Origin of the sequence: Chryseobacterium luquanense (assembly GCF_026460945.1) — a bacterium.
Lineage (GTDB): Bacteria > Bacteroidota > Bacteroidia > Flavobacteriales > Weeksellaceae > Chryseobacterium > Chryseobacterium luquanense.
On record NZ_JAOVZV010000001.1, the window covers coordinates 253,732 to 271,480 of the forward strand.

At 36.2% G+C, this 17,749-nt stretch carries 16 protein-coding genes; 9 read left to right on the top strand and 7 right to left on the bottom strand.

What is annotated here, in order from left to right; translation table 11 throughout:
- Window positions 1–54 precede the first annotated feature (54 nt).
- From OEA66_RS01245 to OEA66_RS01275, 7 genes are all read right to left on the bottom strand, one after another.
- Window positions 55–1,137 (bottom strand): M20 family metallo-hydrolase, encoded by a 1,083-nt coding sequence (locus OEA66_RS01245; RefSeq protein ID WP_267279642.1) that lies wholly within the window; start codon window positions 1,135–1,137, stop codon window positions 55–57.
- Window positions 1,112–1,906: an acetylglutamate kinase gene (argB, locus tag OEA66_RS01250; RefSeq protein WP_267279643.1), complete on the bottom strand. Its 795-nt coding sequence runs from the start codon at window positions 1,904–1,906 to the stop codon at window positions 1,112–1,114. The genes OEA66_RS01245 and argB overlap by 26 nt, the downstream gene beginning before the upstream one ends.
- Before the next feature lie 124 nt (window positions 1,907–2,030).
- On the bottom strand, window positions 2,031–2,990 hold the full coding sequence (locus OEA66_RS01255; protein WP_267279644.1) for an N-acetylornithine carbamoyltransferase: 960 nt from the start codon (window positions 2,988–2,990) through the stop codon (window positions 2,031–2,033).
- Window positions 2,991–3,209: 219 nt separating this feature from the next.
- On the bottom strand, window positions 3,210–4,349 hold the full coding sequence (locus tag OEA66_RS01260; protein WP_267279645.1) for an aspartate aminotransferase family protein: 1,140 nt from the start codon (window positions 4,347–4,349) through the stop codon (window positions 3,210–3,212).
- A gap of 323 nt (window positions 4,350–4,672) precedes the next feature.
- Entirely contained in the window at window positions 4,673–5,638 is a 966-nt protein-coding gene (argC, locus tag OEA66_RS01265) for an N-acetyl-gamma-glutamyl-phosphate reductase (RefSeq protein WP_267279646.1), read from the bottom strand.
- A 164-nt stretch (window positions 5,639–5,802) separates the two neighbouring features.
- The gene (locus OEA66_RS01270) at window positions 5,803–6,990 is read right to left on the bottom strand and encodes an argininosuccinate synthase (protein WP_267279647.1); all 1,188 of its coding nucleotides are present in this window, start codon (window positions 6,988–6,990) and stop codon (window positions 5,803–5,805) included.
- The gene (locus OEA66_RS01275; RefSeq protein ID WP_267279648.1) at window positions 6,962–7,561 is read right to left on the bottom strand and encodes a GNAT family N-acetyltransferase; all 600 of its coding nucleotides are present in this window, start codon (window positions 7,559–7,561) and stop codon (window positions 6,962–6,964) included. The genes OEA66_RS01270 and OEA66_RS01275 overlap by 29 nt, the downstream gene beginning before the upstream one ends.
- A gap of 158 nt (window positions 7,562–7,719) precedes the next feature.
- Between OEA66_RS01275 and OEA66_RS01280 the strand changes: the two genes are divergently transcribed.
- From OEA66_RS01280 to OEA66_RS01320, 9 genes are all read left to right on the top strand, one after another.
- The gene (locus OEA66_RS01280; protein WP_191735206.1) at window positions 7,720–8,136 is read left to right on the top strand and encodes an IS1/IS1595 family N-terminal zinc-binding domain-containing protein; all 417 of its coding nucleotides are present in this window, start codon (window positions 7,720–7,722) and stop codon (window positions 8,134–8,136) included.
- Window positions 8,137–8,384: 248 nt separating this feature from the next.
- Window positions 8,385–9,764 carry a porin gene (locus tag OEA66_RS01285; RefSeq protein WP_191735205.1) on the top strand — a complete coding sequence of 460 codons (1,380 nt, stop codon included), beginning with the start codon at window positions 8,385–8,387 and terminating at the stop codon, window positions 9,762–9,764.
- A gap of 48 nt (window positions 9,765–9,812) precedes the next feature.
- Window positions 9,813–11,393, top strand: coding sequence for an MFS transporter (locus tag OEA66_RS01290; protein WP_267279649.1), 1,581 nt, complete (start codon window positions 9,813–9,815; stop codon window positions 11,391–11,393).
- A gap of 44 nt (window positions 11,394–11,437) precedes the next feature.
- A complete protein-coding gene (locus tag OEA66_RS01295) occupies window positions 11,438–11,662 on the top strand; it encodes a DUF6814 family protein (protein WP_056080148.1) in 225 nt (74 codons plus the stop codon).
- 273 nt (window positions 11,663–11,935) lie between these two features.
- Complete coding sequence (locus tag OEA66_RS01300; protein ID WP_047442934.1) at window positions 11,936–12,130, top strand: hypothetical protein; 195 nt, start codon at window positions 11,936–11,938, stop codon at window positions 12,128–12,130.
- Window positions 12,123–14,816, top strand: a complete 2,694-nt coding sequence (locus OEA66_RS01305) for an ATP-binding protein (RefSeq protein ID WP_267280067.1) — start codon at window positions 12,123–12,125, stop codon at window positions 14,814–14,816. The genes OEA66_RS01300 and OEA66_RS01305 overlap by 8 nt, the downstream gene beginning before the upstream one ends.
- Before the next feature lie 12 nt (window positions 14,817–14,828).
- Entirely contained in the window at window positions 14,829–15,194 is a 366-nt protein-coding gene (locus OEA66_RS01310) for a response regulator transcription factor (RefSeq protein WP_267279650.1), read from the top strand.
- Between the two features lie 88 nt (window positions 15,195–15,282).
- The gene (locus OEA66_RS01315; RefSeq protein WP_267279651.1) at window positions 15,283–17,172 is read left to right on the top strand and encodes an AMP-binding protein; all 1,890 of its coding nucleotides are present in this window, start codon (window positions 15,283–15,285) and stop codon (window positions 17,170–17,172) included.
- An 11-nt stretch (window positions 17,173–17,183) separates the two neighbouring features.
- Window positions 17,184–17,654 (top strand): GNAT family N-acetyltransferase, encoded by a 471-nt coding sequence (locus OEA66_RS01320; RefSeq protein ID WP_267279652.1) that lies wholly within the window; start codon window positions 17,184–17,186, stop codon window positions 17,652–17,654.
- Window positions 17,655–17,749: the final 95 nt, after the last annotated feature.

The window sequence follows — 17,749 nt, forward strand, 5'->3', positions numbered from 1 at the left end:
TTTTTTAACGGATTAAATTTTAATTTTCTTGACGCCTCCGTTTCCTAGGTCGATTTATAGAACCTTCTCAAGGATCTGGATGTAAATCTCAATCCCCTCTTCTATTTCATTTATATATATGTATTCATCCGCGGTGTGAGAACGTGCGCTGTCTCCAGGACCGAGCTTTACCGATGTACACGGAATAATTGCCTGATCGGATGATGTCGGTGAACCGTAAGTTGTTCTCCCGATTTTCAGACCTGCCTTAACAAATGGATGATCCTTATCGATTTTTGAAGAATTTAACCTGAAAGATCTTGCCGTTAAAGTTGATTTCATCTGTGATTGAATGATTTCAAACGCTTCTTTGTTGGTATACTCATCCGTAACTCTCACATCTAATGTGAATAGACATGATTCCGGAACGACATTATGTTGAACTCCCGCATGAATTCCCGACAAAGTCACTTTAACTTCACCCAAATAATCTGAAACTTTTGGAAATTTGAAATTTAAAATCTGCTGTACATCCTCCATACATTTCACGATCGAGTTATCATCGTTCGGATGAGCTGCGTGAGAAGGAGTGCCTTTCATTTCACCGTCAATGACTAACAAACCTTTTTCTGCAATCGCTAAATTCATCTGCGTTGGTTCTCCTACGATGGCAAGTTCGATATTCGGAAGCTGCGGAAATAAAGCCTCAATTCCGTCAAATCCCGAAATCTCCTCCTCCGCTGTCAGAGCAATCACTAAATTATATTTTAAATCTTCTTTATCAAAAAAATGCAGAAAAACCTGAACCATTGATACCAAAGAAGCTCCGGCATCATTGCTTCCCAATCCAAACAGTTTTCCATCCTTTTCAATCGCTAAAAACGGATCCAATGTGTATGCCTTATTTGGCTTTACCGTATCGTGATGGGTATTCAGCAAAATTGACGGCTTGAAAACATCGAAATTTTTATTCAAAGCCCAGATGTTGTTTTTAAAACGTTTTGTAGGAATATTGTTCTTTTTAAAAAAGTTTTCGATTTCCACCGACGTATTATACTCATCTTTGCTGAACGAAGGGATTTCAATCAGTTTTTTCAGCAAATCCACTGCGTTATTCAGAAATTCTTCTTTACTATAAACAGATTTTAGTTCCTGCATGATGGTTTTCTATATGGTTTTTTAGTTCAGTTTCCTTAATTAAGAATACCTTATTTACATTGTTTTTTACGGCTCCAAGAGCATTTTCTAATTTTGGTAAAATTCCTTTGTGCAATTTCCCTGCATTTTTTAAAACAGAAAATTCTCCTTCAGAAATATTTTTAATGATAGATTCAGGATTTTCGACATCTTCCAATACTCCTGATTTATCAAAACAATACAATAATTCAACATCATATTTTGAAGATAACGCCTGAGCAATTACCGAAGCAATCGTGTCTGCATTAGTATTGAAAAGATTTCCTTTTTTATCGTGAGTGATTGCTGAAAATACCGGAACGAGTTTAAGTTTAATCAATTTTGAGATCAATTTCCTGTTCACACTTTTCTTCTCAATATCACCAACAAATCCGAAATCTATTTCTGCGTGTTCTCTTTTTTTAGCTTTAATTAAATTGGCATCAGCGCCCGAAAATCCTATTGCCTTGCATTTTTTCTGCTGAAGTTTTGCCACAATATTTTTGTTGATTCCACCCGCATACACCATCGCCACAATATCCAAGGTATCTTTGTCTGTGATTCTCCGGCCGTTGATCATTTTCTGTTCAACACCTAATTTATCAGCTAATATTGTTGCTAATTTTCCGCCTCCGTGAACTAAAATTTTCTTTGCTTTAATTCCAGAGAACTGATCCAGAAATTCGTTCAATAATTCTTCATCATCGATTAATGCTCCGCCGATTTTTATAATGTATAATTTTTCTTTCATTATTTAATTCATTTACATAGGATTGCATCCTATTCTGGATTATGTCGTCCCTTTGGGACTTTGATTGAACTTAATTAAGATGATTTAAAACCTAACGGGTTTTGAAAACCTGTTAGGTTTTATTTTACTTAGAATTAAATTCATCCAGAATTTTAGAGAACACAGCCTGTGCAGAGAAAATTCGGTTTTTTGCCTGTTGGTAAATGATAGAATTTTCACCATCCATTACTTCATCGCTCAATTCTACATTACGACGTACCGGAAGACAGTGCATCACTTTTCCCTGATTGGTATTGGCTAATTTTTCATTCGTCAGCATCCAGTTTTCTTTCACTTCAGGCATTGCCGCGTAATCATCAAAAGAAGACCAGTTTTTCACATAAATGAAATCTGCATCTTTCAACGCTTCCTCCTGATCATGAATCACTTTTACATCTTTCGTGAAGTTTTTATCTAAATCATACCCTTCTGGATTGGCGATTACCAATTCAACATCCATTTCCTGCATCCATTCCGCGAAAGAATTTCCTACCGCATGAGCAATCGGCTTGATGTGAGGCGCCCAGGTTAAAACTACTTTTGGTTTACGCTCTTCTTTCCAGTTTTCTGTAATTGTAATGCAATCTGCCAAACTTTGCAAAGGGTGACGTGTTGCCGACTCCAGAGAAATTACCGGAACTTTCGCATATTCCTCGAACTGGCTTAATATACTTTCGTTAACATCATCTTCCTTGCTTTTCATTCCTGCAAAACAACGAACTGCGATGATGTCACAATATTGATTTAATACTTCAATAGCATCTTTGATATGCTCAACGGTGTCGCCGTTCATTACCGCTCCATCTGCAAATTCCAGATTCCAGGCCTCTTGAGCTGCGTTTAACGTTAATACATTTAAGCCTAAATTTTGCGCCGCAATCTGACTGCTTAAACGCGTTCTCAAACTTGAATTTAAAAATACCAGTCCGATTGTTTTTCCTTTTCCTTTCTCGGTTTCCGAAAGAGGATTTTCTTTAATTTGTAACGCTTTTTTTATAATTTCCTGTAAGTTTTCAACGTCGCTTACAGAGGTGAATTTTTTCATAATGAATTGGTTGTTTTTACCACAAAAGGCATAAATTTAAACACATGAGTCACATTAGATTTAAGTTTAAAACTTTGAAAATATCTAGAACACATTAGTTGAAAATCAGAGATTTTCATAGACTTTAATACTTTTTAAAAAGCATCAAAGATTCCTAAAATGATAAAGCCTTTGTGACTTTTGACTACGTCGAATCTTCAATTTGTGGTTAATTAAAAATTATAGATTTTCTAAAACACTTTTTAAAGCACTGATAAATAAATCAGTTTCTTCTTTTTTAATGTTAAGCGCCGGAAGAATCCTCAACACAGCCTTATCATTGGAGTTTCCTGTGAAAATATAATGACTGTACAACAGGCTGTTCCTCACTTCCGAGCAATCCCTGTCGAGTTCAATTCCAATCATCAGGCCTTTCCTTCGGATAATTTTAATATGCGGAAAATTTTTAATTTCACTTTCAATATATTCGCCCATTTTCTGAGCATTTTCGATGAGATTTTCATCTTTCATCACGTCCAAAACCGAAATTGCAGCGACACAAGCTAAGTGATTTCCTCCAAAAGTTGTTCCCAGCAAACCGTTGCTTGCCTGAAATTTCGGATGAATCAATACTCCGCCAATTGGGAAGCCATTCCCCATTCCTTTTGCTGTCGTGATAATATCTGCTTCAATTCTAAATTCCTGATGAGCGAAGAAATATCCACTTCTTCCGTAGCCTGACTGAACTTCATCTAAAATCAAAACCGCATCGTATTTTTCGCACAATTCTTTGATTTTAGTTAAAAACTCAACCGTTGGAATCATAATTCCACCAACTCCTTGGATTCCTTCAATGATTACGGATGAAATTTCACTTCCCTGATTTTCAAAAATTGCTTCAAGCTGTTCGATATTATTCCATTCAGATTTTATGAATCTTTTGTCATAATTTACCGGAGCTGCGATTTTTAGATTGTCGGTCACGGAAACTGCCGCCGAAGTTCTTCCATGAAATGAACCTGAGAAATACAATACTTTGCTTTTTCCGTTGTGAAAAGAAGCAAGCTTTAAAGCATTTTCGTTCGCTTCTGCTCCTGAATTACACAAGAATAAATTATAATCTTCCAAGCCTGAAAGTTTTCCCAATTTTTCAGCTAACTCTTTTTGTAATTCATTCTGAACCGAGTTTGAATAAAAAGATATTTTATCTAACTGGTTTTTTAATTGAGTTTGATAATGCGGATGATTGTGTCCGATAGAAATTACCGCATGACCTCCGTAAAAATCAAGATATTTTTTTCCTTTATCGTCCCAAAGAAATGATCCCTGAGCTTTTACCGGATTTATGTTGAATAGTGGATATACGTTGAATAAATTCATCTTCTTGTTGATTGTTATTGGTTGATAGTTGCTCGTTTTACAACTTCATCTCTAAATTTTTCTTTTCTAATTTTTCTTTTGTCTTGAAACAAAAGGAACAAAAATTCAAGACTTGGAAAATTCTGCTAAAAATTTAAATTAAATCCTAAAATCCCTAAAACTCGCACGAATTGACTATTTGTTCTTTGATTGAGGATTTGTCTCGTGCTCAAACAGTGGGAATTTTTTAACGGATTAAATTTCAATTTTCTTAACGTTCCACTTTCCGAAGTCGGTTTTAATTTGAGTTTAAAAATTCACAATTGACTTATTAACTATTCACATTAAAACGCAATCGGCTTTAAATTCAATCCTAAATTCTCTTCCCAACCCATTGCAATATTCATGTTTTGAACTGCCTGTCCGGAAGCTCCTTTCAACAAATTGTCAATCGCTGAGTGAATCACTGCAACATTTCCACTCTTTTCTATATGAATCACACAGCGATTGGTATTGACAACCTGTTTTAGGTCAATTGCTTTCTCACTTACCTTTACAAAAGGCGCCTCTGCATAAAAATCCTGATACAACTGATTGATATCCGAAAGTTCTAAATCTGTTTTCACCGTGGAGCTCGTAAAAATTCCTCTTGCAAAATCTCCTCTCCATGGAACAAAATTCAGACTGATTTCATTCGTATTAAAAGAAACTAACTGCTGTAAAATCTCATCTACATGCTGATGTGTCAAAGTTTTATAAGCCGAAATATTATCGTTTCTCCAAGTGAAATGCGTCGTTGGTTGCAAAGACTGGCCCGCACCTGTCGAACCTGTAATTCCTGTTGTATATACCTCATTCAATAACCCTTTTTCAGCCAATGGAAGCAAAGCCAGTTGAATCGCCGTTGCAAAACATCCCGGGTTCGCAATGCTTTTTGCTCCCAAAAGTTGTTTTTTGTTAATTTCCGGTAAACCATAGATAAAATTTCTGTTTCCAAAATTTCCATCTAAACGAAAATCATTTCCTAAATCGATGACTAGCGTTTCATCTTTTATATTATTTTGAGCCAGCCAATCCTGGCTTTCTTTGTGAGGAAGACATAAAAATAAAATATCTACCTCTTCAGGCTCATCCGTTAAAACTATTTCACAGACCGTAGATAAATCCGGGTACAAATCTGAAATCTTTGTCCCCGAATTCGAACGGCTATATAAAAAACTCAAAGTCACATGGGGATGAAAAGCCAACAGACGAACTAATTCGCTTCCTGTGTAGCCGTTGGCACCGATTATTCCGATATTTTTTTTCATTTTCCTTTTTTCCACAGGTTGCACCTGAGGCTTTATTATTTGAACCCTCGAGTTCATTTTTAAACATTGAATTGCACGCAGCCCGACTTGAGCGGAAATCCTTTTGTGAGGAGGAACGACGAGCAAAAGATTGGGAGCGGAAGACGGATAGAGCTGCCCAAATCTTATTTATTTATCTGATGATATATATTTAAAGAATTGCTTACAATTTTTGTGTAACCTTTCACATCATCGCCTGTCCATGCTCTGTTTGCTTCGCCATAGCTTCCGAATGTATCGGACATTAGATCATGCTTCGACTCAATTCCATTTAAGATAAATCTGTATGGATGAAGGGTTACAAAAACTTTTCCGCTTACTGTTTTTTGAGAATCGTTTAGGAAAGACTCGATATTTCTCATTACAGGATCTAAGAAAAGTGCTTCGTGAAGCCAGTTTCCGTACCAATCAGACAATTGAGATTTCATCATCTGCTGATATTTTGAAAGCGTATGTTTTTCCAATAAATGGTGTGCTTTGATGATGACAGAAGCTGCCGCCGCTTCGAAACCGACTCTTCCTTTAATTCCAACAATCGTATCTCCAACGTGAATATCACGACCGATTCCATATGCAGAAGCTAATTCTTCAATCTTTTGAATTGCATACACCGAATGTTCAAAGTTTTCTCCGTTTACCGCTACAACTTCACCATTTTTAAACTCAATTTCCAGTTCTGAAGGCTGAGTTTCTTTAATTTGAGAAGGAAAAGCCTCTTCAGGAAGATAATTTCTTGATGTTAACGTTTCTTTTCCACCGACTGAAGTTCCCCAAAGTCCTTTATTGACGGAATATTGAGCCTTTTCAAATTCCATTTCGTAGCCATGGCTTTTCAAAAATTCAATCTCTTCTTCACGGGATAAAGACAGATCACGAATTAGCGTAATGATTTCCACATTCGGACACATCACCTGAAAAATCAAGTCAAAACGAACCTGGTCATTTCCTGCGCCTGTACTTCCGTGAGCAATTGCATCAGCACCGATTTCAATCGCATATTTTGCGATTTCCTGCGCCTGAATCGTACGTTCAGCACTTACAGACAAGGGGTACGTATTGTTTTTCAAGACATTCCCAAAGATCAGATACTTTACGCAAGAATTGTAATAATCTTCCTGAGCATCAACGCACCTGTATTCTTTCACCCCAAGTTGAAAGGCTTTTTTCTCCAGTTCTTTTTCCTCTTCTTTAGAAAAACCTCCGGTATTTACAGTCACTGCATATACTTCATATCCAAGTGTTTCACTCAGATATTTGGCACAGTAAGAGGTATCAAGACCTCCGCTAAACGCTAAGATTACTTTCTTGCTCATTTTTATGTTGATTTTCGGGTTGATTATTCTCAACGCCATTTACTTTACTATTTTCAGGAACGAAAAGCATTGCTGTACAAAGACAGTTTTTCCGTTCTTTTTTCATTAAAATTTCATAATTCACGCAACTTTTACATCCGCTCCAAAACTCATCATCCTGCGTCAATTCAGAATAAATCACAGGTTTATATCCCAAGTCACTGTTGATTTTCATCACTGCCAAACCTGTGGTTAAACCAAATATTTTTGCATTGGGAAATTTCTCTCGTGACAAAGCAAACACTCGGTCTTTGATTAAAGTTGCAATACCTCCATGTCTGAATTTTGGAGAAACAATCAGACCTGAATTGGCTACAAACTGACCGTGCGACCAGGTTTCAATATAACAGAAACCTACCCATTCACCATTTTCAGTAGCGACTATAGCGTTACCTTCCGAAATTTTTTTACTTAAATATTCGATGGAACGTTTTGCGATTCCCGTTCCCCGTCGCTGTGCAGAATCATACATTTCCTGCTGTATTTCACTCACATACATTAAATGTTCGCATGAGGAAATTTGTATTTCCATTTATTTATCTGAATTTTTTGGCAAATTTAAAACATATTATCTTTAAAAAACAAATTAAAAAGATAATTTTATTGTTTAATTAATATTATCAGGTATAATTATCTTATTGTTAAAAATTAATATTGCTAAATTATTATATATTTGCTAAAATACTATATATGGAAAGTATCTGTCCGAAATGCAAAAGTGAAAAAGTCGTAAAGAGCGGAATCATTAATGAGAAACAAAGATTCCACTGTAAGGATTGTAATTATTACTTTACCGTTAAAAAATTAGGAAAAAAAATTGATGATTACTATGTGACCAAAGCACTACAATTATATCTTGAAGGCTTAAGTTTCCGTGAAATAGAAAGGATTATCGGCGTTTCTCATGTAACTGTCAGTTCCTGGATCAAGAAATACAATATTACGAGACCGCCTCACTCCGATTTTCATCCGGTTTATAAAATTTTAAAACAAAACGAGTTGATCGAATACATTTCCAAAGAAGAAAACATTAAAGATTCCGGTTTGATTATCACTCAATTTGCTGATAAGTACATGTTGATTAAATGGGAAAGATTTAAAAAATAAATTCAAATATTTTAAACATATTTCTGCTAAAAGTAAATTTCAAGAACATCAATAAAATTTTTAGATAATCTTTAAATCAGATATTTAAAATTAAAATTCATATTAAGTATTTCAATTTTTCGACCCATCAATCATCATTAATCAATAATCAACTATATCATCACCACTAATATATACTGAATTTTTATAACTAAATTATTAATTCCAATTTGGCTTTCACAAAATAACAGCCAAAAAATTAATAATTTATGAAGAAAATATTAAGTTTTATTGGATTAGCTTTAATTAGCAGTTCTGTATACGGTCAGGGTTCTCCTGATTATGGAAATGGTTTAAAAATAAATTTAAATCCTGAAGGAGATAAATATGTCAGATTTATTCTCTGGGATCAGTTCTGGATCAGGAACACCGAAATGAACCCCGGAAGTATGGTTGGCGGCGAACCCACTGACAATACCTGGAATTTAGGAAACCGACGGGCACGTATTTTAGCTTATGCTCAAATCACGAAGCGTTACATGATTCTCACCCATTTCGGGATTAACAATCAGACTTTCATCAACGGTGGCGCGACAGGGACAACAGGAACCGGCGGTTACGGAAACGGTAAAAAACCTCAGCTTTTTTTTCATGATGCATGGAATGAATATGCAGTCGTCATGCCTGGTGAAGCAGGAAAATTCAGCTTAACATTAGGAGGTGGGCTTCATTATTACATGGGACTTTCTCGTATGACGATGGCTTCTACACTGAACTTTCTGACTTTGGATTCTCCGGTTTTCAGCTGGCCTCTGATTGATAATTCAGATCAGTTTGCGAGACAGATGGGTCTTTTCGCAAAAGGTAAATATGGGAAATTTGAGTACCGGATGAGTTTAAACAAACCTTTCGCGACAGATTTAGTTCCAGCAAATACGCTGATTCCCGGAAATGAAGTCGCTGTTGACAACAACGGAAATCCAAACTGGTCTAAAGCAGGTTATTTTGAATATCAGTTTTTAGACACAGAATCCAATCTTCTTCCTTTCAAAGTAGGTTCTTACTTAGGAACCAAAAAAGTTTTCAACGTGGGTGCCGGATTTTACCATCAGGCGGAAGGAACGAGAACTTCAGTCAATTCAAACATCGAAAAGCACGATATTACCCTACTTTCTGTAGATGCTTTTGCTGACATTCCTTTGGGTGAAGCAAAAAATAAAATGGCTGTTTCGGCTTATGCTGGATATTTCAACTATAATTTCGGACCGAATTACGTGAGAAATTTAGGCACGATGAACATCGCAGCTAACGACCCGAATTTTGTCGGACAAAGAGCTTTAGCTGGTCCCGGAAATCTACAACCGATGATAGGAACTGGAAATGTGGTTTATGCTCAGGCAGGCTTGTTATTACCAAGTCAGGCAGAAAAACCAAAGATCAGAATTCAGCCATTTGCTGCTTATACATATAAAGATTTTGAAGCTTTTGATAAGCCATCGTCGCAGTTTGATGTAGGAGCCAACTGGTTTCTGGACGGTCATCACGCAAAAATCACGACACAATATTCTACAAGACCGGTTTATACAAGTCCGACAGAAAACCCGAAATCTAAAGGCGAATTTATTGTACAGCTTCAGATTTATCTATAAAAACCAATTCCATTTAAATTTAATTATTAACAAAAAAAATCTATTGATATGAGCGAACAACACCACGATGTTTACGAGAATATGACAGATAAGCAGAAAAACCGCACCATCTGGAGCGTGATTACCGCATCGTCCCTCGGAACCTTGATAGAATGGTATGATTTCTATATTTTCGGAAGTCTGGCAGTCGTTTTGGCGACCAAATTCTTCCCCGCAGACAATCCTACTGCAGCATTTTTATCTACGCTGGCGACTTTTGCGGCTGGATTTGTAGTGAGACCTTTTGGAGCCTTGTTTTTCGGAAGACTGGGAGATATCATCGGAAGAAAATACACTTTTTTAGTGACATTATTGATCATGGGATTCTCAACCTTCCTGATCGGATGTATTCCAGGATATGAAACGATCGGATTTATGGCACCGGTTTTAGTTTTAATTTTAAGACTTTTACAGGGATTGGCTCTAGGTGGAGAATACGGTGGCGCAGCGACTTATGTTGCAGAATATTCACAGCCACACAGAAGAGGTTACTGGACTTCATGGATTCAGACTACCGCTACAGCAGGACTTTTCATTTCACTGATCGTCATTTTAATTACTAAAAATACACTCTCTGCAGAAGATTTTGACTCATGGGGATGGAGAGTTCCGTTCTGGATTTCGATTTTAATGGTTGGAGTTTCATATTTTATCAGAAAAAATATGAAGGAATCGCCGCTTTTTGCTAAGGCTAAAAGTGAAGGGAAAACTTCAAAAAATCCTTTAAAAGAAAGTTTCGGAAATAAATTCAATTTCAAATTTGTCTTGTTGGCTCTATTCGGAGCTGCGATGGGACAAGGGGTCATCTGGTACACCGGACAGTTTTATGCGATGAGTTTCCTTCAAAAAGTAATGAACATCAATTCGATGCAGGTTGATTACCTGATGGCGACGGCATTATTGATGGGAACACCTTTCTTCGTATTTTTTGGTTGGCTTTCAGACAAAATTGGCCGAAAAGCAATTATGATGACCGGAATGTTGGTTGCAATTTTAGCCTACAGACCAATTTACGACGCGATGTACAAAAGCGTGAATATAGAAGCAAAAACAGTTGCAAGTGAAGGTATTAAGGAAACGAGAATCGCGGCCATTCACAAAACGATTGCAACAGACAGTTTAGTTACATTCCATAAAGAAACGACTTACACAGACGGAACTTTAATTAAAAAAGACAGCATCGTTCACTGGTCAGCCGCCGGTCCTGTGATGAAAGACGGAAAGGCGGAAGAGCCAAAAGTTTCAACATCGATTACGTTGAATGATGATACAAGATGGTATTTGGTCTTCCTTGTATTTATTCAGGTGATTTTTGTAACGATGGTTTACGGTCCGATAGCAGCATTTTTGGTTGAAATGTTCCCGGTGAGAATCCGTTACACCTCGATGTCGTTGCCTTATCATATTGGTAATGGGGTTTTTGGAGGATTGCTTCCCGCAGTAGCTACTTATCTCGTAACTTCCGGAAAAGATGCAGGACATGCGACGTGGTATCTCGAAGGACTTTGGTATCCGATCGGAGTTGCCGCAGTCTGTTTAGTCATCGGATTGATTTATCTGAAAAATAAGAACAACAATATCCACGATTAATAGGGATAATCACTCAAAAATTTATTAATTTTAAATCTACTAAAATGAACGGATTAAAAAAAATATTAGGCATTGTATGGATATTAGCCGCCCTGATCGTCGCCTATTTTGGAATAACGGTGATGGGCATCCCTAAAATCACATCAGGAAAACAGGAAGACCTTGTGTTCGGCATCATTATACTTTTTGTATTGGTTCCGATTGTCACTGGTGGATTGGCCATCTTTGGATATTATTCATTGACTGGAGAATATTCTGACGAGAAATAATTTATAAATGATAGATGATAATTGATGAATGATTTCGGTTTGTTCATCAATTATCGTTTTTAATAAAAGAGTCTATTAAACATTATTTCCCCAACCCATCCTTCGACAAGCTCGGGATGACATGGTAGTAATTTTAGTTAATTTTAGATAGATGTTTTTCTCTCTTCTAACGTTGGAGAAAAGCAGAATTATTTTAAATTTTTCATTAAAAATGAAATTTAAAAAAACTTTAAACATCCGTACCAATCAATTATCATTCATCAATAATCACTTATGAAAAAGCGTCACGAGCAAAAACTGATTATTCTGAGCGTAGGTCTTTTGATTGCGTTCAGCATTCCTATTTCATTGCTCTTCAACAGTGAAAGGGAAGTTTTTGGATATCCGATGATTCTTGTTTATTTCTTCGCAGTCTGGATGATTTCCATCATTATTTCTTTTGTAATCGTAAAAAAATATGATGAGTAGTTTCGCATTATTTATCGCTGTCCTTATCTACCTCGCACTTTTGTTCTTAGTTGCTCATTTGGCAGAGAAGAAAAAGAGTAAGATCTGGATCAATAACCCTTACATTTATGCACTGTCGCTTGCTGTGTACTGCACCGCATGGACGTATTATGGAAGTATCGGCGTGGCGGCTACCAGCGGACTCAATTATTTACCGATTTACATTGGTCCGATCATGGTAGTTCCGGCCTGGATTTACATTAATACTCGGATTGTCCGCATTTCGAGAGTCAATAAAATCAGCAGTTTGGCAGATTTCATTTCATTAAGATATGGAAACAGCCGTAGTTTCAGTGCAATCATCACTCTGGTCTGTCTCTTTGCGATTATTCCATACATTGGATTGCAGATCAAAGCAATTTCCGAAACTTTTCATTTGGTGACAGAAACTAAATTTTCTCAAAATATTTTAACGGACAGCGGAACTTTTGTTGTTATACTAATCGCAGTTTTCTCATCATATTACGGAACAAAGTATGTTGATGCCTCAGAAAAGCGTTTGGGAATTATTTCTGCCATTGCCCTGGAAAGTTTCCTGAAATTATTCTTTATTATTATTTTGGGATTATTCGTTATCTATTATGCATTCGACGGATTTTCAGACCTGTATCAAAAAGCCAGCAAATTTCCTGATTTTAAAGCAAAAAATACATTTAACGGAATTGAAGGTGCGATGAACTGGATGGTTCTCTGTATGATTTCCGGAACAGCAATCTGTATTTTACCTAGACAGTTTCACACCGCAATCGTTGAAAACAGACAGGAAAAGCACATCAAAACTGCAATTTGGTTTTTCCCTCTTTACCTTTTAATATTCACGATTTTCATCTTCCCGATTGCCTGGGGCGGAAGATTGATTTTCAATGGACAAAACGTCAATCCTGAGTTCTACTCTATTCTCATTCCGCAACATTTTGACAATACTTTGATTACGGTTTTGGTGTTTTTGGGAGGTTTGAGTTCATGTATTTCAATGATTATTATCTCAGCGATCACTCTGTCTATTATGCTTTCAAACAATTTAATTATTCCTTATGGTTTACTTGGAAAATTTAAAGCTGAAAATGAAATTCAAAATACAAGAAACATTACGAACATCCGTAAATTCTCAATTTTCGGGTTGATTATCGTAGCTTTTGCTTTTTATAAATATTTTATTTTAAAAACCTCTTTAGATTCTGTCGGATTGATTTCCTTTGTAATCATTGCACAATTAGCACCTGCATTTTTTGGAGCAATATTCTGGAGAAGAGGTAGTTATCACGGCGCGGTGGCTGGACTTTTGGCTGGATTAATTATCTGTTACTTCGGATTGATTATTCCACAATATTATTTTTCTTATAATTCTGAACTGAAAGGAGTTTTAAGAGATTTGTATAATGCTTTTCAGTTTTTTGACATTTCTTTTTTAACCCGAATTCCTGAAATTTTCTTTTGGTCGATTTTAGTAAACACTGCCCTATTTACGATACTTTCCGTAAGTATGAAAGGAAATTACCGTGAAAGAAATTTTGCCGAATTGTATGTTGATATCGATAAATATATTCAAAATCACGAAAACGCCTTCATTTGGCGTGGAACTGCTTATGTTTCTGATATTCAAAATATTCTGGAACGTTTTTTAGGTAAAAAGAAAACCGAACAGGCAATGCGGATCTTCAATATTAAATACAATATTGATTCGCAAACCGAAACCGCCGATTCAAGATTTATTAAATTTTCTGAAAACCTTTTGGCAGGAAGAATCGGGACGGCTTCGGCAAAAATTCTGATTGAAGGGGTAACCAAGGAAGATAAAATTTCTTTGAAGGAAGTTTTAAATATTTTGGAAGAATCAAAAGAGAATATCACGCTAAATAAAAAACTGACCGAGAAATCTGAAGAGCTCAAACAGCTTTCCAACGACCTCAGTGCCGCCAATGAAAATCTCATCGTAAAAGACCGTCAGAAGGATGATTTCCTGGATTCTGTTGCACATGAATTGAGAACACCGATCACAGCAATCCGTTCGGCTGGAGAAATTTTGGCTGATGACGATGATATTCCTTTAGATATTAAAAAAGAATTTTTAAACAACATCATCACAGAGTCTGACCGTTTGAGCGAAATTATTAATGATATTCTTTATCTGGACAAGCTTCAACATGGAGAAATTGCTTTAAATATTCAGGAAAATAACATTATCGAAACCTATAAAAAAGCTTTAAATCCTATCCTACATTTGATTCAGCAGAAATTCATTCATGTCAGCGAAGTTGATTTATTAAAGCATTATCAATTTCAATATGATGAAGCGAGATTTATCCAGTTGTTTCAGAATATTTTAGGAAATGCTTTGAAATTCACCGATGAACAGGGAATTATACAGACGAAACTTTCAGAAAAAGACGATAATTTGATCATTAAAATTTTCAATACGGGGAAAAATATTCCCGAAGAAGATCTGGAAATGATTTTCGATAAATTTTATCAGTCTAAAAATCAAAACATTATCAAACCTACCGGAAGCGGCCTTGGACTGGCAATTTCAAAAAGAATCATCGAAGCCCATAACGGAACCATAAAAGCAGAAAACAGCGGATTGGGTGTGACGTTTACCATCACCCTGCCGAAAAACAATATAAAAGACCATGAAGTTGAACCCTAACGAAGTACAAAAATGAAAAAGATCTTAATCGCCGACGACGAACACAAAATATTAATGTCTCTGGAATACAGTTTCCGGAAAATTGGGTACGAAGTTTTTATCGCCAGAGACGGAACAGAGGTTTTGGAGTTTTTAAAAACCATTGTTCCAGATGTGATTTTACTCGACATTATGATGCCCAATCTTGATGGCTACAGCACTCTGGAAGAAATTAAAAAGAATGAAAATTTAAACAATACAAAAGTTCTGTTCCTCAGTGCCAAAAACAATCCAAAAGATATTGAAAAAGGCCTGGAAATGGGAGCTGACGCGTACGTAACAAAACCGTACTCGATTAAAAAACTGATTTCTCAGATTGAGGAATTGCTTACTGCTTAAACACGAATATCATAAATAAAATTGCGCAAATGATTTAGTGCAATTCGTGAAAAAATTCGTGCAATTCGTGTTTTAAAAACAACAAATTATGAACACAGATAATTTATTTAAACAAAGCATAGAAAACAGAGAGCAGTTCTGGAAAGAACAGGCTCAGGAAATTTCGTGGTTTGAATTTCCAAATCAGATTATTTCCAAGGACGGAAATGATTACACCCAATGGTTTGCGGACGGAAAACTCAACATGTCTTATCTCTGCATCGACAAACATATTGAAGACGGTTTTGGAGAAGAAACAGCGATTATCTACGATTCTCCCGTTACCAATCAGAAATTAAAATACACCTTTAATCAGGCTAAAAAAGAAATTTCAAAATTAGCTGGCGGATTGGTTTCTTTAGGCTTAAAAAAAGGCGATACCGCAGTCATTTATATGCCGATGATTCCTCAGACGCTTTTTGCGATGTTGGCCTGTGCAAGAATCGGCGTGATTCACAATGTGGTTTTCGGAGGTTTTGCACCGCACGAACTGGTCGTTAGAATCGATGACTGCAAACCAAAAGCGTTGATTACTGCCACCGCGGGAATTGAAATTGCCAAAAGAATTCCCTATTTGCCATTGGTTGAAAAAGCAATAGAACTGGCGCAGGATAAAGTCGAAAACATCATTGTTTTTAACAGAAGATTAATCAACAATCAGGATGAAATGTTTGAAGGCATCATTGATTATGAAGAATTGGTTTCAAAATCAGAGCCTGCAGATTGTGTTTCTGTAGAATCGAATCATCCGCTTTATTTATTATACACTTCGGGAACTACCGGAAAACCAAAAGGCATCACAAGAGATACCGGTGGTTACGCAACTGCTTTGAAATTTTCAATGAAATATATTTATGGAATTGAACAGGGTGAAACATTTTGGGCGGCTTCCGATTTTGGTTGGGCTGTCGGACACAGTTACAGCGTTTACGGACCTTTAATCAACAGAAACACCACGATTATTTTCGAAGGAAAACCAATTATGACTCCTGACGCAGGAACTTTTTGGAGATTAATTTCAGAATATAAAGTTTCCGCAATGTTCACGGCTCCTACAGCTATCAGGGCGATTAAAAAAGAAGATCCGAATGGTGAATTAGTGAAGAAATATGATTTAAGCCATTTCAAAAAACAGTTTTTGGCAGGCGAAAGATGCGATGTTGCAACTTTGGATTGGTTTGAAAAGCACATCGGTGTTCCCGCCATAGACCATTGGTGGCAGACAGAATCCGGCTCGCCGATGTTAGGCTTACTCACTTTTGATAATAAATATAAAATTAAAAGAGCTTCCGCGGGAAAACCGATTCCAGGATACAATATTAAAATTTTTGATGAAAATGGATATGAATTGGATGAGCATAAAGAAGGATATTTAGTTATCAAACTGCCGCTTCCGCCCGGTGCAATGCTGGGAATTTGGAATGATTACGAGCGTTTTAAGAAAAGTTATTTATCTCAGTACAACGGTTATTATTTTTCAGGAGACGGTGCCATTAAAGATGAAGACGGCTATATTTTCATCACAGGAAGAGTGGACGATGTCATCAACGTTGCAGGCCACCGACTTTCAACTTCTGAAATGGAAGAAATTGTTTCCTCGCATCCAGATGTCGCGGAATGCGCCGTAGTGGGAATTGATGATGATTTGCGTGGACAGGTTCCTTTTGCAACAGTTGTTTTAAAAAACGGTTCCGAAATTTCTGAAGAGGATGTTGAAAAAGAAATCATTAAAAATGTAAGAGAAAAAATCGGAGCAGTTGCGTTTCTCAAGTCTGTAATGATCATAAAAAGACTTCCAAAAACCCGTTCAGGAAAAATTTTAAGAAAACTGATCAGAACCATTATTGACGGTAAAGAATTTCAGATTCCGTCGACGATTGATGATGAAATGATTATTGAGGAATTAAAGGAGAAGATTCTGCAATACAGAAATTCATAAAATTAAGTGTGATGACAGAAATTATCAAAGCAAATTCCGATGAAGACAAGATTTTAACTGAGATTACAAAAAGATCAAAAGCTTACTGGGGATATTCCGATAAACAAATTGATGAGTGGTCAGATTTGCTAACCATCACTTCAGAATATATCCAAAGCAATGAAGTTTATAAATTAGTTATCAACCAATCCGCTGTTGCTTATTATTCTTATTTCGAAATTGAAAATAACAGCGTGAGGCTGGATAATCTTTTTGTTTCACCAGAAAATATTGGTAAAGGATTTGGTAAAATATTAATGAATGATTTCATCTTAAAAATAAAACAGAGCAAAAAATCAGGAATAATTCTTGACGCCGACCCAAATGCAAAGAAATTTTATGAAAGCTTTGGGTTTACAAAAATTGGACAAATAGAAACATCAATAAAGGATAGATTGTTACCAATTATGGAATTTCAATTAGATAAAATTGTTGACAGTTAAATAAAGAAAATACAGTCTTGTATATTGAAACGGCTCTGTGAGACTTAAAGAAGCATTAATTTAAAAAAACTCTGTGACCTTCGTGTTCAAATTAA